General features: G+C 43.0%; 12 protein-coding genes. 10 read left to right on the top strand and 2 right to left on the bottom strand.

Translation table 11 applies throughout. The annotated features are described in order from the left end of the window. Position 1: 1 nt before the first annotated feature. Together BLQ57_RS02415 and BLQ57_RS02420 are read right to left on the bottom strand one after the other, a co-directional pair. Positions 2 to 1,354 carry a sensor histidine kinase gene (locus BLQ57_RS02415; RefSeq protein ID WP_087939566.1) on the bottom strand — a complete coding sequence of 451 codons (1,353 nt, stop codon included), beginning with the start codon at positions 1,352 to 1,354 and terminating at the stop codon, positions 2 to 4. After that, the gene (locus BLQ57_RS02420; RefSeq protein WP_087939567.1) at positions 1,344 to 2,732 is read right to left on the bottom strand and encodes a sigma-54-dependent transcriptional regulator; all 1,389 of its coding nucleotides are present in this window, start codon (positions 2,730 to 2,732) and stop codon (positions 1,344 to 1,346) included. The genes BLQ57_RS02415 and BLQ57_RS02420 overlap by 11 nt, the downstream gene beginning before the upstream one ends. 317 nt (positions 2,733 to 3,049) lie before the next feature. On the opposite strand from BLQ57_RS02420, the gene BLQ57_RS02425 reads away from it, so the two are divergent. From BLQ57_RS02425 to BLQ57_RS02470, 10 genes are all read left to right on the top strand, one after another. Next, the gene (locus BLQ57_RS02425) at positions 3,050 to 4,300 is read left to right on the top strand and encodes an efflux RND transporter periplasmic adaptor subunit (protein WP_087939568.1); all 1,251 of its coding nucleotides are present in this window, start codon (positions 3,050 to 3,052) and stop codon (positions 4,298 to 4,300) included. A 126-nt stretch (positions 4,301 to 4,426) separates the two neighbouring features. Then, positions 4,427 to 4,780, top strand: coding sequence for a four helix bundle protein (locus BLQ57_RS02430; protein WP_087939569.1), 354 nt, complete (start codon positions 4,427 to 4,429; stop codon positions 4,778 to 4,780). A 223-nt stretch (positions 4,781 to 5,003) separates the two neighbouring features. Then, positions 5,004 to 5,702 carry an ABC transporter ATP-binding protein gene (locus BLQ57_RS02435; RefSeq protein ID WP_087939123.1) on the top strand — a complete coding sequence of 233 codons (699 nt, stop codon included), beginning with the start codon at positions 5,004 to 5,006 and terminating at the stop codon, positions 5,700 to 5,702. A 149-nt stretch (positions 5,703 to 5,851) separates the two neighbouring features. After that, a complete protein-coding gene (locus BLQ57_RS02440) occupies positions 5,852 to 8,212 on the top strand; it encodes an ABC transporter permease (RefSeq protein ID WP_087939124.1) in 2,361 nt (786 codons plus the stop codon). A 54-nt stretch (positions 8,213 to 8,266) separates the two neighbouring features. Continuing rightward, the gene (locus tag BLQ57_RS02445) at positions 8,267 to 10,636 is read left to right on the top strand and encodes an ABC transporter permease (RefSeq protein ID WP_087939125.1); all 2,370 of its coding nucleotides are present in this window, start codon (positions 8,267 to 8,269) and stop codon (positions 10,634 to 10,636) included. Between the two features lie 220 nt (positions 10,637 to 10,856). Then, positions 10,857 to 13,277, top strand: coding sequence for an ABC transporter permease (locus BLQ57_RS02450; RefSeq protein WP_087939126.1), 2,421 nt, complete (start codon positions 10,857 to 10,859; stop codon positions 13,275 to 13,277). A gap of 163 nt (positions 13,278 to 13,440) precedes the next feature. Next, a complete protein-coding gene (locus BLQ57_RS02455) occupies positions 13,441 to 15,867 on the top strand; it encodes an ABC transporter permease (RefSeq protein WP_087939127.1) in 2,427 nt (808 codons plus the stop codon). A 135-nt stretch (positions 15,868 to 16,002) separates the two neighbouring features. Then, on the top strand, positions 16,003 to 17,352 hold the full coding sequence (locus BLQ57_RS02460) for a Gfo/Idh/MocA family protein (RefSeq protein WP_087939128.1): 1,350 nt from the start codon (positions 16,003 to 16,005) through the stop codon (positions 17,350 to 17,352). A 192-nt stretch (positions 17,353 to 17,544) separates the two neighbouring features. Next, positions 17,545 to 19,905, top strand: coding sequence for an ABC transporter permease (locus tag BLQ57_RS02465; protein ID WP_087939129.1), 2,361 nt, complete (start codon positions 17,545 to 17,547; stop codon positions 19,903 to 19,905). 43 nt (positions 19,906 to 19,948) lie between these two features. Further along, the gene (locus tag BLQ57_RS02470) at positions 19,949 to 22,315 is read left to right on the top strand and encodes an ABC transporter permease (RefSeq protein WP_087939130.1); all 2,367 of its coding nucleotides are present in this window, start codon (positions 19,949 to 19,951) and stop codon (positions 22,313 to 22,315) included. The last annotated feature ends 190 nt before the right edge of the window (positions 22,316 to 22,505 follow it).

Genomic DNA, 22,505 nt, shown 5'->3' on the forward strand with positions numbered 1-22,505 from the left:
CTCACCTAAAATTCAAACTGAAAACTGTCCGTTTCCCGGACTCAGACTCTACCGTCAAGCTGCCGCGATGCAAATTCATGATTTGTCGGGAGATGGCTAGTCCGATACCCGACCCGGTCTTTTTGGTGGTATAAAAAGGAACAAAGATTCGCTCCAAAGCCTCGGGGACAATTCCCGGTCCATTGTCTTCTATTTGGATTAGGCTACCGAGATCTCCCTGTCCAATCGCTCGGATGATGATCCGTCTATCGGCTTGGGCGAGTAAGGATTCTGAAGAGTTTTTCATCAGATTGATCAAGATCATGGTGATCTGATCGGGATCGCAGTGGATTTCCAGGTTTTCGGGCTGTATTTCTTTTTGGACAAAAATTTCTTTGGACTTCAAATCCTCCCGCATCAAGTTGCAGAGATTTTCGATTAGATGTTGCACCACAACCAACTCCTTTTTGGGGGCAGGAATATTGGTGTAGTCTCGATAGGCATTGACAAAGTTGACCAGGCCTTTGCTCCGGTTGGCAATGGTATCTAACCCTTCCTGAATGTCCTGATATCCCTCTTTTTTGATCAGAAACCCTTCCTGCTGTACATAGCTGTCCTCATCCAAAATAGTCCGGAGACTTTCGACCAAGCTGGAAATTGGAGTGATCGAATTCATAATTTCATGGCGGAGAACCTTGGTTAAGTTTTGCCATGCTTCGAGTTCGTTGGATTGAAGCTCGGCGTTGATGTTTTGGAAAGAAAGAAGGGTCCAGCTTTGTCCCTCCATTTTCAGTGAGGTGCTTTGGATAATCAGCGTGATCGAAGGATTGACCTTGAAGGAAAGCCGCTGTCCTGGCTTCATTTCCAAGACTTCTTGAAGTAACATGGGCGAGAGGCGGGCCAAGTCACTGATATTTCTGAATTGGGGAATCTGAAGCAAATGCTTGGCGGCATTGTTGATGACTCCGATTTTACCTTCTGGATTGAAGGAAATAATCCCCGTATTGATATGCTGAATGATGACTTGGAGAAAAAGCATTTGTTCCTCTTTTTCAGCACGGGTTTGCTTGAATACCTCCATCACTTCGTTAAAGGCTTTGTTGACTTCCCGAAAGGAGGTTCCCATTTTGCTATCGGATGTGAAGGAAGAAGAAAAGTCCGCAAAACGGATAGAGTCCAGAAAGCGCGCGAGCTTTTGATTGATCGAATTGACAAAATAGATCATCTCACCTGCTACTAGCAATACACCTATGCCCAAAATACTCGGAGCTAAAATCAAACCCTGACTGAGGTGCAGCCAAACCCCAATAAAAAGTAAGGTCACGATGGCCAAAATTCTGATGGATATCCCAATCGAAAATTTCCTATAAACCATATTTTTCTAATCTACGGTAAAGGGAGGATCGGGTTAATCCCAATTCTTCAGCCGCACGAGTGATGTGTCCATTGTGTTTTTGGAGGGCTTTGCGAATCAGAATCCGCTCGACATCTTCGATATTGAGATGCTCTAGGCTGACATTCTCTTCGGATTTTTCCGGTTGTCCCATTTTTTGGAGAAAAAGATCTTCGGGTTGCAGGATATTGTGATTTGACATGATGACGGCCCGCTCAATACTGTGCTGCAATTCACGAATATTTCCGGGCCAGTGGTATTTGCTCATACGTTTGATTAGCGGTTCGGAAGCTTTTCGGATGTCTTTGTTGTATTTTTTGGAGTAATATGAAATAAAATGATCAGCCAGTAAGGGGATGTCCTCGACTCGCTCGCGCAGTGGTGGTAGTGTGATTTCTATGGTATTGATCCGATAGAGTAAATCTTGCCGAAAGCTATTGTCATAGACCATATTATAAATCGGCATATTGGTAGCCGAAATCAACCGGATATTCACATCCACCGCTCGGTTGGCACCCACTCGGGTGACTTGACGATTTTGTAAAGCAGCTAGCAGCTTGGCTTGAAGTGCAAGAGGGAGATTTCCGATTTCATCTAGAAATAGCGTTCCTTTGTGTGCCTGCTCAAATCGTCCCGCCCGATCCTCTTTGGCATCGGTGAAGGCTCCTTTTTTATGACCGAAAAGCTCCGATTCGAATAAAGTGGTAGTGATTGATCCCAGGTCCACCCCAACAAAGGCTTCTCGATTTCTTCGAGAATTCCGATGTATAGCTCTTGCGATCAATTCTTTTCCCGTTCCATTTTCTCCCAAGATCAACACATTGGCATCTGTGGCAGCTACCCGCTCGATGGTTTCAAACACCTTTTGCATAGTGGGGCTTTGACCAATGATATCCTTGAATTTGTCATCAATATCCTGATGCAAAGTAGCCTTTTGATCCTTTAGGAGGTTGACTTCGAGTTTTTTCTGCCTCAGCTGAAGGGCCGAGTTAAGCGTGGCGAGCAGGCGTTCGTTTTCCCAGGGCTTCAGTACGAAATCAGTTGCTCCTTCTTTGATGGCCCGCACGGCAAGATTAACATCTCCATAGGCAGTGATGAGGACTACCACCGCCGAAGGATCCAATTCCAAAATCCGATCCAGCCAATAAAAGCCTTCCTGTCCTGAGCTCACATCCTTGGTGAAATTCATATCGAGGAGAATCACGTCATAATTTTCATTGTGCGTGAGGATAGGAAGCAAGTCCGGATTGGTTTCAGTATCTACCTGAGCGAAATGCCGCTTAAGAAAAATCTTCGCTGCCTTGAGCAGATCCTCATTATCATCTATTATCAGGATTTTCCCTACTTTTTGATCATTCATGGAGCTATCGGGATTAGGATTTTGTATTTCAGCTATGTAATAGGTGTTCCAAAAGTTTGCCGAATTTCAGTAGAGAGGCTTTTTTTTCGAAAAGTGCCATTTTCGGACAAAATTGATGGATTTTGAACAGGGCCTCAAAAGCAAACGGCTGTTCACTTCATTGCAGTCTTGTTCACTTTTGTTCGCTGGCGGACGAAAATGTTCGAGAATCGTTTTCCGAATCTCTCCTAAAAGGCGAATTGAGCGGGTTTTGAGCTACTTTTTTGCTGGCACAGCCTTTGGCAACTACAGGACAAGCCCAAAAGGGCAAATGAATCATGGATAGAAAAATCGAAAAGAAAACATGGACTCCGAGAAGGATTGCTGCTATAGTAGGTGGTGCGATTTTAATCGGGGGTATTATTTACCAACTCGGATTTGCTGATCATCGATCGACTATGAGTGTAGATGCAGATCGACTAAGCATAGGCACTGTCCAAATGGGTGAGTTTACGGATTATATTTTGGTTTCGGGTCAAATAGAACCTGCGCGTACGGTATTCTTGGATGCGATCGAGGGAGGTGTGGTTCATCAGGTGATTCGTGAATCGGGAGCACTGATGGAGAAAGGCGACACGATTCTGATTTTGGCCAATTCCAATTTGCAGCTCGATGTCATGCAGCGAGAGACCATGCTTTATGAGCAGATCAACAACCTTCGTCAAACCCGCTTGCTTTTGGATCAGAATGATTTGAATCAGCAAGGCCAACTGGCTGAGATTGATTATCAGATCAGCCTCTTGGAGCCCCAATACAAACGCTTCAAAGAGCTCCATGAGAAAAAGTTGGTATCCGATCGGGAGTTTGAGGAGGTCAAAGAGCAATATGACTATAATCTCAAGCGAAAGAAGCTCACTTACGCTTCCTATAGAAATGATTCGATCGCTCGCTCCATTCAGCTCAATCAGCTTCGTATGTCTGAAAATCGCATGCAGGCTTCTTTGACCGGAGTAGGAAATATTCTTGACAACTTGGTGATTACTGCTCCCATAGCAGGTCAATTGGCCACTCCAGAACAATTGGAAATCGGTCAGGCTATCAATCCTGGTCAGCGCTATGGACAGATTGATGTTTTGGATGAATTCAAGGTGAGGGTACCTGTAGATGAACTCTATCTGCCTCGTATCGGCGCTGGGTTGAAAGGGAAATTCGTACTCAGCGGAAATGAATATGAGCTGGAGATCACTAAGATTTATCCTACCATTACCAATGGCCGTTTTGAAGTAGACATGGAATTTACTGGAGAAAGGCCGGAAGGAATTCGAAGGGGACAGAGTGTCCGAATCCGATTGCAGCTAGGTCAAAGTGAGCAGAGTTTACTGCTTCCTACGGGAGGTTTCTTCAAAGACACTGGTGGGAATTGGGTATATGTACTCAACAAGGCCGGCGATGCTGAGAAACGACAAATCAGGTTAGGTCGCAAAAATCCTGAGTTTTACGAAGTACTTGAAGGACTAGTCGAGGGTGAAAAAGTCATCATTAGCGGGTATGAAAATTTTGGGGATAATGAGGTGTTGGAGATGAAGTGACCTAAGAGGGGAGACCGAAGACCGAAGACCGAAGAGTAATCATGAAATCTACTAGAAAGATAAAAATTAGGATTAGAAAAGTTGAAATGATTAAATTTTAGTATTGAAAATCAACTATTTAATCCTATGAGCTTCAAATTCGAAAAACTCCTAATCTGGCAAAAGGCAATGGATCTTGCAGAGGAAATACATGAGCTTACCAAGAAATTTCCAAAAGAGGAATTATTCAATCTTACAAGTCAATCTAATCGGTCTGCTGATTCTATTGCTCTGAATATCGCTGAGGGATCAATTTCACAGACTAGCCCTGAGCAGCATAGGTTCCTGGGTTACGCCATAAGGTCTATCGCTGAAGTAGTGACTTGCCTGTATAAGGCTAAAAGAAGAAAGTATATTTCTCAAGAGGAATTTGATAAGAATTACAAAGACTGCTTTGATCTGATGAATATGACCATTGGATTTAAAAAGAACATGAACTAATAAAGCGAGTAGGATTTCAAAGTTGAATGAAAATTAAGCTAAATGTAATTTAAAAATAAAGCGGGAACTGCTTGACCTGTTCAGTCTTCGGTCTCCCGTCTTCAATCTCAGAATATAAATAGAACAAAAATTTTAAATAAATCAGCTACAAGTAATCATTAAAATAAAGCGGGAACTGCTTGACCTCTTCGGTCTTCGGTCTCCCGTCTTCAATCTCTACACTATGGAAAACGTAATCAAAACAGTAAATCTCCGGAAGCTCTACACGACTGAGGAGGTAGAAACCACCGCACTTGATGGGATTCAAATCGAAATCAAAAAAGGGGAATTTGTCGCTATTATGGGGCCCTCAGGTTGTGGTAAATCCACTCTATTGAACATCATCGGTCTGCTGGATAATCCAGATGAAGGTCAATATTACTTTTTGGACAAAGAGGTAGCCAAATACTCGGAAAGGCAACGGTCCTCACTCCGAAAAGGAAACATCGGATTTGTCTTTCAAAGCTTTAACCTCATTGATGAACTCACGGTATTTGAAAATGTGGAATTGCCGTTGCTATATCTAAAAATCCCTTCTGATGAGCGGAAAAAGCGAGTGGAAGAGGTGTTGACTCGAATGAATATCATGCACAGACGCAATCACTTTCCTCAGCAGCTTTCTGGAGGTCAGCAGCAGCGGGTGGCAATAGCAAGAGCTATAGTTGCGAAGCCTTCTGTGATCCTTGCAGATGAGCCAACTGGAAACTTGGACTCCAAAAATGGGGAAGAAGTGATGAGACTTTTGGAAGAGTTAAATAATGAGGGGACTACTATTGTAATGGTTACCCACTCCCCCCATGATGCCAACTATGCCCATCGGATCATCAATCTCTTTGATGGAAAAGTTGTGACTGAGAATATCCGGGAGCAGTTTCACGTGTGATTTGAGTTTGAAGACAGAAGACCGAAGACGGGAGAAGACTTGATACTTTTTTCGTCAAATTAATAGTAAAAGTATTCATGGAAATCAGGAGATGACTTAATATGATCCTTCGGTCTTCGGTCTCCCGTCTTCCCAACTTATTTATACCCATGCTACGCCACTACCTCCTCCTCGCCATCCGAAACTTCACCAAGTTCAAGTCCATATTCGCCATCAATTTATTGGGGCTGACCCTTGGTTTGACAACGGTGATCTTGATTTCGCTTTGGGTCAAAGATGAACTAAGCATCAACCGACACCATGAGCATTCGGATCGGATTTATTCTGTGATGACCAATCATGATAACTCAGGAGGAATGGTAACCTGGAATCTCACGCCTGCAAGAATGCCAGAGGCCATGAAAGCAGCATTCCCGCAAGTGGAACTGGCTTCTGGAGTTTCCCCATTTATCAAAGGTTTGGCTTTTGAGTCAGATCGAGAAAAAATTGAGTCGGAGGGCTTCTTTGTAGATCAGGATTACTTAGACATGTTTAGCTACGAGTTTATCGTGGGGAATCCGTCAAAAGCACTTACGGGAATAAATGCTGTGGCTCTCTCAGAATCCTTGGCAAATGCGCTATTTGGCTCTCCTCAAAATGCCATCGGAAAATCACTGAAGTGGCAGATTTTTGATTTTGGAAGCGAAGTAGAAGTGACTGGAGTGTATCAAGATTTTGGGGCTTTTGATGTAGAGAAACCTGAATTTCTGATGGCTTATCCCTTCTTTCTCCAAATGCTCGGAGAGGGAGCACATTGGGACAATTACAATACCTCGACGCTCTTGCTGCTTAGGGAAGGGACAGCTATCTCCTCTTTTAATTCTCAGATTGCCAGTTTTATCAAAGACCGAGCTGAAGGTTCCAATGTCACCCCATTTCTGCAGCTTTTCGCAGATACCTATTTATACGGCACCTACGAGGAAGGGAAAGTTGTCGGAGGACGGATTAATTATGTATGGACCTTCTCCGGCATCGCGCTTTTTATTTTGATTATCGCTTGTATAAACTTCATGAATCTGACCACGGCTCGGTCTCTGGCTAGAGCAAAAGAAATCGGAGTTAAAAAATCAATGGGAGCCTCTATAACCGGGATTTTTGGACAGTTTATGGTAGAGTCCCTATTACTTACTTTGTTCGCTTTATTGATGGCATTACTTGCTGTTTATTTCTTGCAGCCTATCTTCAATCAAGTGACGCTAAAGGAACTGGGACTAAACTGGAACGGAGAGGAATTACTCCTCTTAGCAGGAATTTGGGGTCTAACCAGTTTGATCGCGGGGATTTACCCTTCCTTATATTTATCGAGATTTAAGCCCATACAGATCATGAAGAGCAATCTCAAAGGAAGCTTGGGAGAGCTTTTGGCCAGAAAAGGTCTGGTGATTTTTCAATTTGGGATTTCCATGCTCCTGATTATCGGCGTAGTTGTGATTGGGAAGCAGATGAACTACATCCAAAACCAAAACCTAGGTTACGATCAATCACACTTATTAAAAATCCCCTCTGAATCCATTCCAAAATCTGAGATAAATACGATCCTTGAGCAACTCAGAGCAACTCCGGGTGTTGAAAATGCATCAAGTCTTACCCATCCTTTGGTTGGCCTAGCTAGCTCTACGATAGGACTGACTTGGGAAGGTAAAAACCCTGATGAGCAGGTGAAATTTGAAAATATCACAGTCAATTTTGGTTTGATCGAAACTATGGATTTTGAACTGGTGGAGGGGAGACCTTTTTCTCCAGAGTTTGGAGAAGAAAAAGCCAAGCTCATTCTTAATGAGGCAGCTGTCAAAACCATCGGCTTTGGAGAGCCGGTCGGCCAATTGGTCAATCTATGGGGTGAGGATATGGAAGTCATCGGAGTGGTAAAGGATTTTCATTTTGAATCGCTCAAAGAAACTGTGAAACCAGCTTTTTTCAAATATGACCCAGATTTTGCCCAAAATATTATGGTTCGAATTTATGCTGAAAATCAGCAACAAACCTTGGCTGAAATCACCGAGGTGTTTCAAGCCCTTCTCGGACAGAACCCCTCTCTTTCCTTTATGGATGAGTCCTATCAGACGCTTTATCTTCAGGAGCAGCGAGTGGCGGTACTGGCAGATTATTTTGGACTGGTAGCCATTTTTCTTTCCTGTTTGGGTCTATTTGGACTTGCGGCTTTTACAGCCGAAAGCCGAAAACGGGAGATCGGAGTACGTAAAGTACTTGGCGCTTCTCTCGGGGAAATCTTGGGTCTCATCACCCGGGATTTCATCTATTTGGTGGGAGTATCAGTGCTGATAGCTATCCCGCTGGGATGGTATTTTGCAAATTCCTGGTTGGAAACCTATGCCTACCAAACGAGCCTCAGTTGGTGGATTTTTGCAGGATCTGGCCTGTTATTACTCCTGATTTCAATGGTCACAGTGGGTGTCCAAGCCTACAAAGCCGCATCTGCAAATCCTGTTCATTCTCTCAAGAGTGAATAATCTCTGATACTCATCTCATTCAAAGTCTTAACCTTCTAATTATTCTCAGGCAACATGTTCAGCAACTATTTAAAAATCGCCCTCAGAGGATTTGCCAAGCATAAGCTCACCTTCTTTATCAATACTCTAGGTCTTTCACTTGGTCTTTGGGCGGCCATTCTGATTGGACTATGGATCAAAAGTGAGTTGGAAAAAGGAAAAGGGCTACCCGAATTCGATCAGGTATATCGAGTCATGGAGCATCAGCCCTACGGGGATCAGGTTTTTACGATTCCTTCAACTCCTGGAATTTTGGCTGAAACCATGAAAGAAAGCCTCTCGGAGGTCGAGTATGCTGCTACCTATACTTGGAATGAGGAGCACTTATTTGTGCATGAGGAAAATAAAATTAAGTTGACCGGTTTGTATGCGGGACCTGATTATTTGAAGATTTTTCAATTTCCATTACTTGTAGGAAACAGGGAATCGGCTCTCACGGACAAGTCTCATATCGTATTGACCGAGTCTGCGGCCATCAAATTATTTGGGAAATCAGACGTGTTGGGAGAGCAGGTGGAGTTGATTTCAAATGAGGAAACAGAACTTTACCTCGTAGAGGGTATAATAGCTGATCCTGGAGAGAAATCAGAGTCAAGATTTGAGTATATTCTTCCCTATCAGGTCATGTTTGATAAGCCTTACAATGACTGGCTCAAGCACTGGGGAAATAATGGTCCAAGTACAATCCTAAAATTACAGGAGGGTACTGACCCGGATCAATTTTCGGCTTCGATCAAGAATTTCATCAAAGATCGGATGGAGGGAGCCAATGCAGAATTGTTTGTCTTTCCTCAAAGTGATATGTATCTCCACGGTTCTTGGAAAGATGGGATTTTGCAGGAAGGCCGAATCAAAACGGTCAAGCTTTTTGCATTGATCGGTTTCTTTATCCTAATCATTGCCTGCATTAATTTCATGAATCTCTCCACGGCAAAATCACAAAAAAGAGCCAAAGAAGTAGGAGTCCGAAAAGTGTCTGGTGCTGATCGCCAATCTTTGATTTATCAGTTTCTAAGTGAATCACTGGTGATTACCTTTTTGTCAGGATTTTTGGCATTGCTGCTGGTTCAAGCGACTCTTCCGTTGTTTAACCAACTTACAGATAAGTCATTGATGATTCCTTTTTCTGAGCTCGGTTTTTGGCTGCAATTCATCGGAATTTTACTCTTTACCGGACTGATAGCAGGTAGTTATCCAGCGTTTTATCTTTCGGCGACCAAGGTAGTGTCGGTGTTCAAAAATCATTTGAAGGGAAGTAAAAATGTGGTGTTAGCCAGAAAGGGATTGGTTTTATTTCAGTTTATCTTGGCCACTGGACTGATTGTCTCCACGGTGGTGATTTTTCAGCAGATCAACTATGCCCTCAATCAGGATTTGGGCTATGAAAAAGACCAGCTGATTGCCGTATCTCTGGAGGGGCAGTTAAAGGAAAAATATGAAATTTTTAAAAGCCGGGTTGAGTCAATCCCACAAGTTGCCTCAATGACAAGAGCTCTTCACAATATGATGGGGAGAAGCAATAATACAGGTGGATTGGATTGGGAGGGCAAAGACCCGGATTTTAATGCCTTGTTTGAGCGATTTCGAGTAGATTATGACTTTGTAGAGACGATGGGAATGGAGTTGATCAGTGGAGAGGATTTCTCCCGAGAAAGAGGTTCAGATTCCCTAAGTGCGGTCATTTTAAATGAAAAGGCATTTCAGATAATCACACAAAACAACCCTGAAAACCGGATGGTAAACATCAATGGAGATCAACGTCAAGTGATCGGCGTGGTCAAGGATTTTCACTTTCAAAGTGTACATGAAGCCATGGAGCCTGCATTTATCATTCTTGAGCCGCAATTTGCCGGGAATGCTTTTATCCGGGTAAAGCCAGGTGAGATGCAGCAAACCTTGGCATCCATACAGCAGGTGGCGGAAGAGCTTAACCCTTTGTTTCCATTTGGCTATCAATTTATGGATGATAATTATGCCCGAATGTACCAGGATGATGTACGCTTGAGGGATCTTGCTCAGTACTTCAGTATTTTGACCATATTGATCTCCTGTCTGGGTTTATTGGGTCTTTCGGCCCATATGGCAGAACAGAAAACAAAAGAAATAGGAATAAGGAAAGTCCTCGGTGCCTCTACCTGGTCTATTCTTACTGTAATCAATAAGGAATTCATCTCTATAGTCCTTCTTTCTATTTTGATCGGTTCGGGTTTTGCCTTTTGGCTGATGAAAGATTGGCTGGAAGGCTATGCCTATCGAATAAACTTCGAGTGGTGGTTTATCCCAATGGCAGCCGCATTCATTCTAGGTATTGCTGTTCTTACGGTGGGCTTGCAATCGCTGAGAGCGGCTCGCTCCAACCCCGTCAATGCCATAAAATCCGAATAACTTTAAATTTAAAAAAAAACAGGATCGTTCGCAATCGATCAAAAAAAGTACACTACGGACAGATGAATGAGTTAAAAAATGCCCTCTGAGTAATCAAAAGGGCATTTTTTATTTTGGAACAAGTTGTGAATTCCTATTTGCAACCTTTCTTGACCTGATGGCATCTCAGTAATTGAAGGCTAAACCAACTTTACCAAAAGCACAATATTCTCTCAGCACTATGTGGAAAAATTATCTGAAAATCGCCTACAGAAATCTCCTTAAGAATAAAATCTATTCAGGTATCAATGTCTTTGGATTGAGCCTGGGAATGGCCGCAAGCCTTTTGATCTTGATTTATGTATTGGATGAATTGAGTTACGATACTTTTCACCCAAAAGGAGAACAGGTCTACCGAATTGGTATGCAGGGAAGTATGAACGGCAATGATTTTGACATGCCCTTTTCTCCGGCACCGATGGCCCAGGCGATGATAGATGAGATCCCCGAGGTGGAAGATGCTACTCGGATCGGTGTGTTTAGGACCATGCCTATGCGCTTTGAGGAAAAAACATTCACTGAACCCATTACCTTGGTGGTAGATCCTAATTTCTTTGAATTTTTCGGATTTGAGCTACTCAAAGGAAATCCAGAGGAAGCCTTAACTGGACCGGACAAAGTTATTCTGACGGCTTCCACTGCACAGCGGTATTTTGGCTCGGAGGACCCGGTGGGAAAGGTATTGTTCCGTGGCTCTGAAAAGACAGCAACTGAAGTAACAGGAGTGGTGGCAGACCCTCCCCATAATTCCCATTTGGATTTTGAAATGCTGCTATCAGCAGACAGTTGGGGATATATGAAAGACCTTCAATGGTCCTCCAATAACCTGTACACCTATTTTAGAATTTACCCGGAGGCTGACCCTAAGAAAGCACAGCAAGGAATTGATGGGTTTATCAGCAAATATTTTGGACCAGAAATCCAGCAGTTTCTAGGGATCTCCCTTGACTCATTTTTGGAGCAGGGCAATCGCTATGGGTATGCCTACATCCCTATGATGGATATTCATCTCTACTCGGGTTTGGCAGAGGATATCAAGCCGGGAGGGAATATTCAATACCTCTATATTTTTGCGGCCATAGCCTTGTTTATTATTCTGATAGCCTGTATTAATTTTATGAATCTGGCTACTGCCCGAGCCTCCAACCGAGCCAAGGAAGTAGGAGTGAGAAAAGCTATTGGTGCTCAAAAGAGTCGCTTGGTTTATCAGTTTCTCACCGAATCGATGCTCTACAGCCTTATTTCTGGGCTTTTGGCTTTTCTGCTTATTTTGCTGGCTTTATCACCATTCAATGCCTTATCCGGAAAGGATCTAGGTTTGGAATTATTGATTAATCCGTTTTTTCTAGTCGGCTTCTTTTCCTTTATCCTATTAGTGGGTCTGATGGCAGGCTCTTATCCTGCTTTTTACCTGACATCATTTTCACCTGTGACAGTTTTGAAAGGAAAAATCAGAAGTGGAGTCAAACGCTCCAATTTCCGAAATGGCTTGGTCGTGTTTCAGTTTTTTATTTCAATCTGCTTGATTATCAGTAGTATGGTGGTATACAAGCAACTTCGCTACATGCAGGAGAAAAATCTAGGCTTTGACAAGGAAAATGTCGTTGATTTGCTTCATACTCGGGCTTTGGGAACTAATGCTGAGGCTTTCAAGCAGGATTTATTGAGCCAAAGTGGTTTTGTTTCGGCTAGCTATGCCAATACACTGCCCCCTAATATTGATTGGAATTCGGTATTTCGAACTACAGATTCCCAGCAGGATTTTCTCTGTAATTTGAATTTTGTGGATCATGATCAGCTCGAGACCTTGGGATACAAAATGGCTCAAGGAAGGTTTTTTTCAAGGCAATTTCCAAGTGATACCGGTGCTGTGGTCCTCAATGAAACGGCCTTTAGACAGATGGGCTGGACAGAGTTGGATGGGAGTCAGAAAGTGAGTGGATTTTGGAATGTCAATTCGGAGCCAGTCGCCAGAGTAGTAATTGGGGTTATTCAGGATTTCAATTTTGAAAGTCTTCGGGCTTCGGTAAGGCCTTTGATTATGACTTTGGGTGATATCCCAAACAATGAAATGGCCATCCGTCTCAATGCTGGAAATCCTGCCGAGAAGTTGGCGATTTTGGAAGAAACTTGGAAAAAACATGCCGATGGGGCTCCTTTTGAGTACTCTTTTATTGATTCTAATTTTCAACGGCTTTTTTTAGCTGAGCAAAAAATGGGTAATATTATTTTGGTATTCACTGTTTTGGCAATCAGTATTGCTTGCCTAGGACTATTTGGCTTGGCAGCCTATACCACGGAGCAGCGCTCCAAAGAGATTAGTATTCGAAAAGCCCTAGGAGCTTCTATGCCTCATTTGGTGACGATTTTGAGTAGAGATTTTACCCTCTTGGTTTTGATTGCTTTTCTCTTCGCGGGACCTTTAGCCTATTACCTGATGAATACCTATTGGCTTGGAAATTTTGCCTACCGAATCGAGATCGGTTCAGCACTGATTTTCATTGCTGGTTTTATGGCTATTCTCATCGCTTGGATCACGGTGAGCTATCAAAGCTTTAAAACCGCCGCTTCTAATCCGGTAGACTATCTGAAAAATGAGTAGAGCTCAGAAGGTTCAGTTTGTCCGTGAGCGACCAAAAATGGAGCAAAATGAACATTGAGATTACTCCAAATGCCCCTCAACGAACCTGAGGGGCATTTTTTATCGGTATAAAACCTGCAGAGAAGTTGCTAATACCTCTTTGAACTGTAAACCTACCCGGACCATGCTGAAAAACTATTTCAAAATTGTCTTTAGAAATGCCAAAAAACATCCCATGTATGTACTGATCAATCTTTTTGGATTGGCGGTAGGGATGTCGGTGAGTATAGTGATTTTATTATATGTCCAATTTGAATTGAGTTATGATAGATTTCACCCGGATGCCGACCGGATTTTTAGAGTATCTCGAGCATGGTATAATCCTAACGGAGACATCAGCCTTCACTTAGGCCACACTGCCCCTCCTTTTGGACCTTTGATCCAGTCAGACTTTCCGGAGGAGGTGGAGTATTCAGCCCGTTTGTTCAATTTCGATCCGCTGATCAAATCGGGAGGAAATGCATTTGAGGAGGAGCGTTTTTTCTTTTCTGACCCCGAGGCATTTGATGTGTTTGGGTGGGAAATCCTAGAGGGTGAGGGCAAATCGGCTATGGATCAGGCGGATGGTGTAGTCCTAAGCCAAAGTACAGCGAAAAGATATTTTGGGGAGGAGTCTCCGATAGGGAAGGAACTGTTGGCAGATTTGGCAGGGCAAGAGGTGACTTTTCAGGTGCGGGGGGTGATGAAAGATATTCCGGAGAACTCCCATTTTCATGTGGATTTCTTGGCGTCTATGGTTCCTGTGGTGCAGTTTTATGGAGGATTGGATGCCTTTATGTCCAACTACGGATCCAATAATTTTTCCACGTTTATCAAATTAAATGATGGGGTGGATTACCGGGAATTTGAATCTAAGCTGCCCACCTTGATTGACCGTCACATTGGTCCCAATCAGGCCGGAGTACCTGCATCAAAAGGGACTCAATTGATTCTCTGGCCTATTAGTGATGTGCATCTGTACTCCAATTTGGACTCTGAAATCGAGCCAAATGGTAATATTGATTATGTCTATACTTATCTGGCAATTGCATTTTTTATTCTCTTGATTGCCTGTATCAATTTTATGAATCTATCCACAGCCCGTTCTTCCTTGAGATCATTGGAGGTAGGAATCCGTAAAGTTATGGGGGCTGATCGAGGATTATTGGTAAAACAGTTTTTGGGGGAATCCTTTGTGATGACCATTTTGGCCATGGGTTTAGCTCTTCTGATTACCCTTTTATTCTTGCCGGTTTTTGGAGATTTTACCGATCGACCTCTAGAGTTGGATTTGATCGAGCATCCAGAGTATCTACTTGGAGTCATTGGAATTATTCTTTTTGTAGGTTTGATTTCAGGAAGTTACCCGGCTTTGTTTTTATCGGGTTTTAGACCAGCTCGAGTTCTCAAGGGGGCACTGAAAGCAGGAAAAGTACACGAGCGTTTTCGGTCATTTTTGGTGGTGGGACAATTTGCTATCTCAGTTATGCTTATCGTAGCTGTGTTGGTCGTGGTACGGCAGCTGGATTACATGCAGAATAAGGACTTGGGATTTGAAAAAGAGGATATTGTCGTTTTGCCTAGCAATACCCTGATCAATGAAAACTATCAAATCATAAAAGACCGTCTTGAAAATCATTCCGGAATCCAATCCGTTTCGGTGTCTAGTAGAGTTCCTTCAGGAAGGCTTCTAGATTCTCAGGGGGTAAGTGCCGAAGTCAATGGTGAGCTTTCTCAATTGAGTCTCAGAATAGCAGATATCCATGTGGGGCATAACTTTTTGGAAACCTATGGGATCGAGGTAATAGCAGGAAGATCATTTGACTATCAGCTAGCATCAGATTCTACGGAAGCTTTTGTGCTCAATGAGACCGCGATCAGGGAGGTGGGCTGGTCTAGTCCTGAGGAGGCTGTGGGTAAGCAGTTTCTCTACGGTACCCGGAGGGGTTTTGTCACTGGGGTGATGAAAGATTTTCATTTCGAAAGCCTCCATCAGCCTATTGTGCCAATCGTATTTATGATCTCTCAAGACAGAAATAACCAAATCAGCATCAAAATTGATGCAGGAAGCCGAGATGAGGTTTTGGCCTATCTGAGAGACGAATGGGCCCAATTTAGGCCTGATTTTCCTTTCGAACCGCTTTTTGTGGATGAGGGATTTAATCTTCAATACGAGTCTGAGTCACGGGTACGAACCATCTTTACCTTCTTCTCAGTTTTGGCTATTTTAATTTCCGTATTGGGACTTTTGGGTTTGGTTACATTTGCTACGGAGCAGCGCACCCGTGAGATCGGTATTCGAAAAGTAATGGGAGCAGAGACAACCAATATTTTGATTTTGCTGGGAAAGGACTTTCTTAAGCTTGTGGCTATCGGTTTTTTGATTGCGATCCCCATTTCATGGTTTGGAATGAATACTTGGCTGGAGGATTTTGCCTATCGTATTGGGATTCATTGGACCGTCTTCCTCTGGGCAGGACTTTTGGCCGGGCTGATTGCTGCCGTCACAGTCACTACTCAAACGATTAGAGCGGCGTGGGCCAATCCGGTGAAAAGTATAAAAAGTGAATGATTTTGGCGTGTAAAACAATACTATTCTTTTGATTCAATGCTTCTTTTTTCGATCATTTGATCAGTGGGGTTTGAAAAAACAAGTTCTCTTTTAGATTTGTAGTATGACCTCACTAATTAACCAAACCCTTAACCTATGAAAACGAAATTTCAGTTCATCGATCGACGAGACTTTTTGAAGAAGTCAATGCTGGGAGCAGCTGGCGTGACTTTGGCTCCTTCTCTTTTGGCGCAGGCCCAGGCAGCAGGAAAGTTGCGGACTGCCCATATCGGTCTCGGTGCGATGGGCATGGAGGATTTGAATGCTATTGCTTCTCATGATCTAGTAGAAGTAGTAGCCCTTTGTGATGTGGATAGTAATGCACTTTCATCCGCAACAGCCCGCTTTCCCGATGCCAAAACTTATTCCGACTACCGATTACTTTTGGAAGAAATGACCGATGAAATCGATGCGGTAATCGTCTCTACTCCTGATCATACCCATGCTCCGGCTTCTCTGATGGCCATGGAAAAAAACAAACCAGTCTATTGCCAAAAGCCGCTTACACATCATGTAAGTGAAGCTCGGGAAATGAAAAAAATGGCCGAAGAGAAAAACCTGATTACACAAATGGGAATTCAGGTCCATTCATTTTACGATTACAAACTGGCAACCTTGCTGATTCAGGACGGGATCATCGGAAAAGTGCATACCGTACGCGCTTGGTCACCCAAAAACTGGGGCTATGACGGACCAAAGCCCAAGGGAAGAGATGAGACCCCTGAAAATCTGGACTGGAACCTTTGGCTAGGAACTGCCAAGAAGCGAAAATATAAAGAGGGTGTTTACCATCCTGGAAACTGGCGAAAGCTACTCGATTACGGTTGTGGTACTCTTGGGGATATGGGAGTCCATATTTTTGATACACCTTATAATGCCTTGCAGCTAGATGTGCCTTATACAATTGTCAATAACTGTCGCAAACCCAATGGTTTTGGTTTTCCCGAAAATAATGTAGTTACTTATGAGTTTCCCCAAACCCCCTATACCGCTGAGACACTCAAGTGGGTCTGGTATGATGGCCCGGGCGCGCCTATCGATCATGAGGATTTGAAGCTACCCAATGGGGACGAATTGCCAGATCAAGGAGCGATGTTTTTAGGAGAAAAGGGACGCCTCCTTTTACCACACTTCCAGCAATTGCCGCGATGGATTGTCGATGGGAAATATCAGGAATTTGATGTGGCCAAATACAATCTTGGCGAACCGGTCAAGGATTATGCAGGTGAAAGCAAGAAGCATTACCATCAGTTTGTAGATGCCTGCCTGGGTAAAGATGAGTGCAGTGCGCCTTTCGAGTATTCCGCCCGATTGACCGAGACGATTTTGCTAGGTGTGATAGCCGGCCGATTCCCTAATCAGACCCTGCATTGGGACAGTGAAAAAGCAGAATTTGCCGAGCGAAAAGCCAATAAGTTTTTAGGCGGAAAGTATAGGAAGTTTTAGAAAGTAGGAAATCTGAAATTCTTCAGCTTTCATATTTTAACTTTCAAACTTTCCATAATTCGTCCATCAGCGAACAAAAATGTTCGAAGAATTGATTTGAAATCCATGAAATACCCCTTAATGCTACATTGAGGGGTATTTCAACTGGCACAAAAGTGGAAATTCAGACTAAGGCTTTCAATCAATTTACTTATGTGGAGGAATTATCTGAAAATCGCTTGGAGAAACATTACTCGGAGTAGGGGCTATGCCTTTATTAACATCGTTGGTTTGGCCGTGGGAATGGCTGCCTCGATATTGATATTAATATGGGTTCAATTTGAAACTTCGGTTGATCGCTTTCATGAGCACTCGGACCGGATATACGCCATCTGGAGAAACTCGACCATGCAGGGGGAAATCAATACCTGGGACTACACTCCCGCCCCTTATGCACCGACAATGAAGGAGCAGTTTCCGGAAGTAGAGGAAGTGGCACGAATTTCTGAGTGGGATAAGCAGCTGCTTACCCATGATGAAAATAATTTTTACGAGCAAGTTACCTTTACAGATCCAGGCTTTTTCAGGATTTTTTCATTCAAGGCTGTGGAAGGTGACCCGGTGGCGGCACTATCAGAACCGGGAAATATTGTTCTCACTGTGTCAGTAGCCAAAAAACTCTTTGGAAATTCACCGGCAATAGGTCGAAGCGTGACCTTGGCTAAGCAGCTGGATTTTGAAGTGAAAGCTATCGTCGAAGACCTTCCGGTGAATACAGACTTTCCATTTACTGCATTTTTGCCATTCAAAAAACTGGAGGCCATGGGTTGGGCGGACGATTACTGGCAAAATAATTCCTACCGGACATTTACCCTGTTAAGTGAAGGTGTTGACCTTGATTCCTTCAATGAAAAGTTTTCAGATTTCACAGAAACAAACTCCGAAGTGGAGCATATTTCTGACTTTCTGTTTCCTGTGGAGGACTTACATCTCTATTCCAAATTCGAAAATGGGAAGTCTGTTGGTGGCAAAATCGAATTGATCCGAATGTTTGCTATTGTATCCATAATAGTCTTGGTTTTGGCAGCGATTAATTTTGTAAACCTGAGTACTGCCCAAAGTGAAAAGCGTTCCAAAGAAGTCGGAATCCGAAAAATCTCAGGTGCCGGAAGGGGAATGCTGATTGGTCAGTTTTTGGTAGAATCTACCTTGATTGCCTTCTCTGCCTACTTGCTGGCAATAGTTATTGTTTCCTTCACCTTTGAGATTTTTAAAGATTTTGTGGGCTTGAGCTTGGAAAACCCTTTTGCAGAGCCCTATTTCTGGGGGATATCCGCACTTTATGTTTTTGTCATTGGGATATTGGCAGGAGCCTATCCGGCTTTTTTGTTGAGTTCTTTTAAACCCACAGCGATTTTTAAATCCAATATGGGTTCAAAGGGTTCCTTCGGGTTAAAGCCTCGAGAAATATTAGTCGTCTTTCAATTTGCGGTGGTAGTTACCTTGATTTCCTGTGTTTGGATTATTCAAGATCAGGTACGATTTGTCCAAAATAGGGACTTGGGAATCGATAAGGAAAATTTGATTTTCCATCCTGTCACAGAAAGCATGAGAAAAAACAAAGTGGCGCTTAGGAATGAATTACTGGCCCTTCCCGAAGTGGTCGAAGTGAGCTATACATTTTCTCCACTGACAGATATTTACAGCGATACCGATGGGATGGAGTGGCAGGGCAAAGACCCTGACTATCGCCCAAGTATACGAAGGATGGGTGCAGATGCTAACTTGGTAAAGACTGCTGGAATGGAATTGATCGCCGGTAGGGATATTGATGTCTATGCATTTCCCAATGATAGCCTCGCAGCAATATTAAATGAGCGAACGGTGAAAATGATGGGTTTCGAAGAGCCTATCGGACAAGTTATAAAAGATGACGCCTATTACTTTACTGTGGTAGGTGTGGTAAAGGACTTTATTATGGAGTCCCCATTTGAAGATGTAGTGCCCATCATGGTGACGGGTCCTAAGCGCAACTTGAATTTTATCCATATTCGCTTTGCTGATACGGGTGCAAATATGCAGGCTTTAGGCAGTGTAGAGGCTATTATTAGCAAATTCAATCCTGATTCTCCTTTTGAATATTCCTTTGTAGATCAGGAACATGCCCGCAAATTCGTGTCTCAAGAGCGGATAGGGAAACTGACCTCTCTATTCTCGGGATTAGCTATTTTTATCTCCTGTATGGGGTTGTTTGGTTTAGCTACCTTCATTGCAGAGCGGAGAAGAAAAGAAATCTCAGTAAGGAAAGTGCTGGGAGCATCTACAGTCAGTGTAGTGGCTTTGATCTCATCCGAATTCACCAAATTGGTATTGATTTCAGTCTTGGTTGGTATTCCTTCGACGTGGTATTTCATGAGCGATTGGCTGGATAGCTTTGCTTATCGAGTCTCGATTGATTGGACGCTGTTTTTATGGACGGGGGGAATAACTCTTTTGATTGCTTTGTTTACAGTCAGTGCTCAAGCGATAAGAGCTGCCTTGGTCAATCCAGCAGAGATCTTAAAAAATGAGTGACCCGATATCCAATAAAATTTTTCATTTAACCTAATAAAGCCTTATGCTCAAAAACTATTTTAAAATCGCTTGGAGGAATCTAATCAAGCAAAAAGGCACTTCCTTTATTTCTATTTTCGGCTTGGCTTGCGCCGTGGCCTGCTGCTTGGTGGCTTACCTTTTTATAGAGCAGGTTTGGTTTAAGGGGATGCTTCAGCCTAATAAAAAGGAGATCTTCCAATTGACCTACACGACTGCAGAGGAAAATGGAATAGTGAGGTATGGGACAGTAGCAGATCCGATTGCTGAACTCCTTCCCGAAGAAATTCCTTACATCAAATCCCAAACACAGGTCAAGACCCGAATTCCAGTTTTGATTCATGACTTGGAGAGCTATCAACAGCGAGCAATGTATGTAGATCCCGGGTTTATGGACATGTTCAGCTTTAACCTGAAATATGGCTATTCAGGAGCCCTCAACGACCCTGAGCGAGTAATTCTAACCGAGCAACTTTCGGAGAAGTTATTTGCAGAGTCCAATCCCATGGATCAAGAGATTACATTGGTGCTAAACGGCGAAGAGAAACAGTATAAAGTAGGGGGTGTTATGCAAAAATTGAGCGACATGGAGCTGTTCAATTTTGACCTCTTGGTCAATAATGAATCCATTAAGTCCGCATATAATCCTGCTTCATTAAAAGACAAATGGAATTCTGAATCTTGGACTTTTATCCAAATAGAAAAAGGGATTGACCCTAGTCAAGTCCAAACCGAACTTGCAGCCCTACAAAAAAGACAGAATGAGATCAATCCCGATAATCCTTATCTCAGCCTAGATTTAGTCGCCTACACTGATTTGGTCAAAATGTCCGGAGAAATCAAAAATGGAGTTATCAGTTTTTTGGCAATTGGTCCACAGATTCTACTCGGGGCTATTGGCTTGTTTATTTTGATTTTGGCTGTATTCAATTATATCAATATTTCCATTCTGATGGCTACACGCAGGATCAAGGAAATTGGAGTCAGAAAGGTTATCGGCAGCAGGAAAGGCCAATTAATCACGCAGTTTCTCAGCGAGAATTTGATGGTCTGCTTCCTTTCCATCGTTTTTGGCTGCCTTTTGGCTGCGATTTTCCTATTACCGGGGTTTAATCAGATTGCAGATAAAAATTTACAACTTGACCTGTTTAATGACCCGTTCATTTGGGCTTTTCTGATCGCTTTGACCGGATTTATTACCTTGGCTTCAGGCCTTTACCCAGCGGTTTTTGTTTCCTCATTCAAGCCTGTCAGTATTTTGAAAGGAAACCAGCAGCTGGGCAGCAAAAGTTTTTTGACTACTGTCCTACTGACCTTTCAGTTTACGCTGGCCATTATCAGCATAGTTGCCGGGGTAGCTTTTCTCCAAACGAATTACATCAATCAGAATAGGGACTGGGGTTATGATAATCGGGATAAAATTATAGTCAATGTGCCAGAAGCAAAAGAATATTCCAATTTTAAGGACAAGCTTTTGGCCTTGGCTGCAGTCGAAGAAATCAGTGGCAGTCAGAATTATGTTGGTAATTGGCAAGAAGAAAAAGAGGTCAGCTATCAGGAGCAAAATCATCCTATAGCACACCTTAAAGCTGAAGGGAATTATGCCCAGCTTTTGGATTTGAGGTTGAAAGAGGGAAGGTTTCTTGACCCTGATCGGATTTCGGATCAAGAGGAAGCCATTTTGGTCAATGAAAAGTTTATGAAGAGTTTGGGCTTGACTTTTCCCGTTGAGGAATCTGTTTTGATCGATTCGGCCAATTATCAAATCGTAGGAGTAGTGGAGGATTTTCATGCCTTTGCCTTTGAGGCTCCGATCGAATCCATGGTGATTCAAGCCGGTGCAGATAGTATTTACAGTTACCTAACCTTGAAAATGAGCCCGGGTACAGCAGCTGCCTCCATGGACTTGGTTAAAAAAACCTGGCGGGAATTCTTTCCCAGAGGTCTTTTTGAAGGAAAACTCCAAACGGAGGTTTTTGATCCTTCTTTTAGAGATGTCAGAGGAGTTCAAAATGTCATTTTGTTTGCAGCTATCCTTTCTGTGTTGCTCTCTGCCATGGGGCTGTTTGGATTGGTTTCTTTGAATATGAATGCTCGGATCAAAGATTATTGCGTCCGAAAAATATTCGGTGCTGCGATCGTAGATTTATCCCAAAAGCTATTTATGCGCTATTTGATTAGCTGGATAATTGCTGCCGTTTTAGGTGGAGGCATTGCATACCTCATCGTGAAAAGTTTCTTGGATTCTTTCTTTGCTTATCATGCTGGGGTAGGACTGGTGCCGATTGGCTCAGGGGTGTTGGTTTTATTGATTGTGATCGGTGTGACTGTCAGTTCCCAGCTATGGAAAGTCTATTACGCCAATCCCTCGCAAATCTTAAAATCGGAATAAAACCAATTGTAACTGTTTATTATTTTCAAATTGCCAACTGGCAGGCTCTAAGATTTAAGAATGATGGATTGAGCATCGGAGAGGACTTGGAATTGTTCGCCAGCGAACAAAAATGTACGTAAATTAAAAGGTGTTTTTATTCAAATAATGGCTTTGGAGCAGATCCAAGGCCTTTTTTTATGGCATAAAT

Source organism: Algoriphagus faecimaris (assembly GCF_900101705.1).
GTDB lineage: Bacteria > Bacteroidota > Bacteroidia > Cytophagales > Cyclobacteriaceae > Algoriphagus > Algoriphagus faecimaris.

What these genes read in the sequence shown, in the direction of transcription:
- BLQ57_RS02465 (WP_087939129.1), top strand. Translation starts at nt 17,545, where the DNA reads ATGTGGAGGAATTATCTGAAAATCGCTTGGAGAAACATTACTCGGAGT.
- BLQ57_RS02435 (WP_087939123.1), top strand. Translation starts at nt 5,004, where the DNA reads ATGGAAAACGTAATCAAAACAGTAAATCTCCGGAAGCTCTACACGACT.
- BLQ57_RS02445 (WP_087939125.1), top strand. Translation starts at nt 8,267, where the DNA reads ATGTTCAGCAACTATTTAAAAATCGCCCTCAGAGGATTTGCCAAGCAT.
- BLQ57_RS02460 (WP_087939128.1), top strand. Translation starts at nt 16,003, where the DNA reads ATGAAAACGAAATTTCAGTTCATCGATCGACGAGACTTTTTGAAGAAG.
- BLQ57_RS02455 (WP_087939127.1), top strand. Translation starts at nt 13,441, where the DNA reads ATGCTGAAAAACTATTTCAAAATTGTCTTTAGAAATGCCAAAAAACAT.
- BLQ57_RS02420 (WP_087939567.1), bottom strand. Translation starts at nt 2,732, where the DNA reads ATGAATGATCAAAAAGTAGGGAAAATCCTGATAATAGATGATAATGAG.
- BLQ57_RS02470 (WP_087939130.1), top strand. Translation starts at nt 19,949, where the DNA reads ATGCTCAAAAACTATTTTAAAATCGCTTGGAGGAATCTAATCAAGCAA.
- BLQ57_RS02415 (WP_087939566.1), bottom strand. Translation starts at nt 1,354, where the DNA reads ATGGTTTATAGGAAATTTTCGATTGGGATATCCATCAGAATTTTGGCC.
- BLQ57_RS02425 (WP_087939568.1), top strand. Translation starts at nt 3,050, where the DNA reads ATGGATAGAAAAATCGAAAAGAAAACATGGACTCCGAGAAGGATTGCT.
- BLQ57_RS02450 (WP_087939126.1), top strand. Translation starts at nt 10,857, where the DNA reads ATGTGGAAAAATTATCTGAAAATCGCCTACAGAAATCTCCTTAAGAAT.
- BLQ57_RS02430 (WP_087939569.1), top strand. Translation starts at nt 4,427, where the DNA reads ATGAGCTTCAAATTCGAAAAACTCCTAATCTGGCAAAAGGCAATGGAT.
- BLQ57_RS02440 (WP_087939124.1), top strand. Translation starts at nt 5,852, where the DNA reads ATGCTACGCCACTACCTCCTCCTCGCCATCCGAAACTTCACCAAGTTC.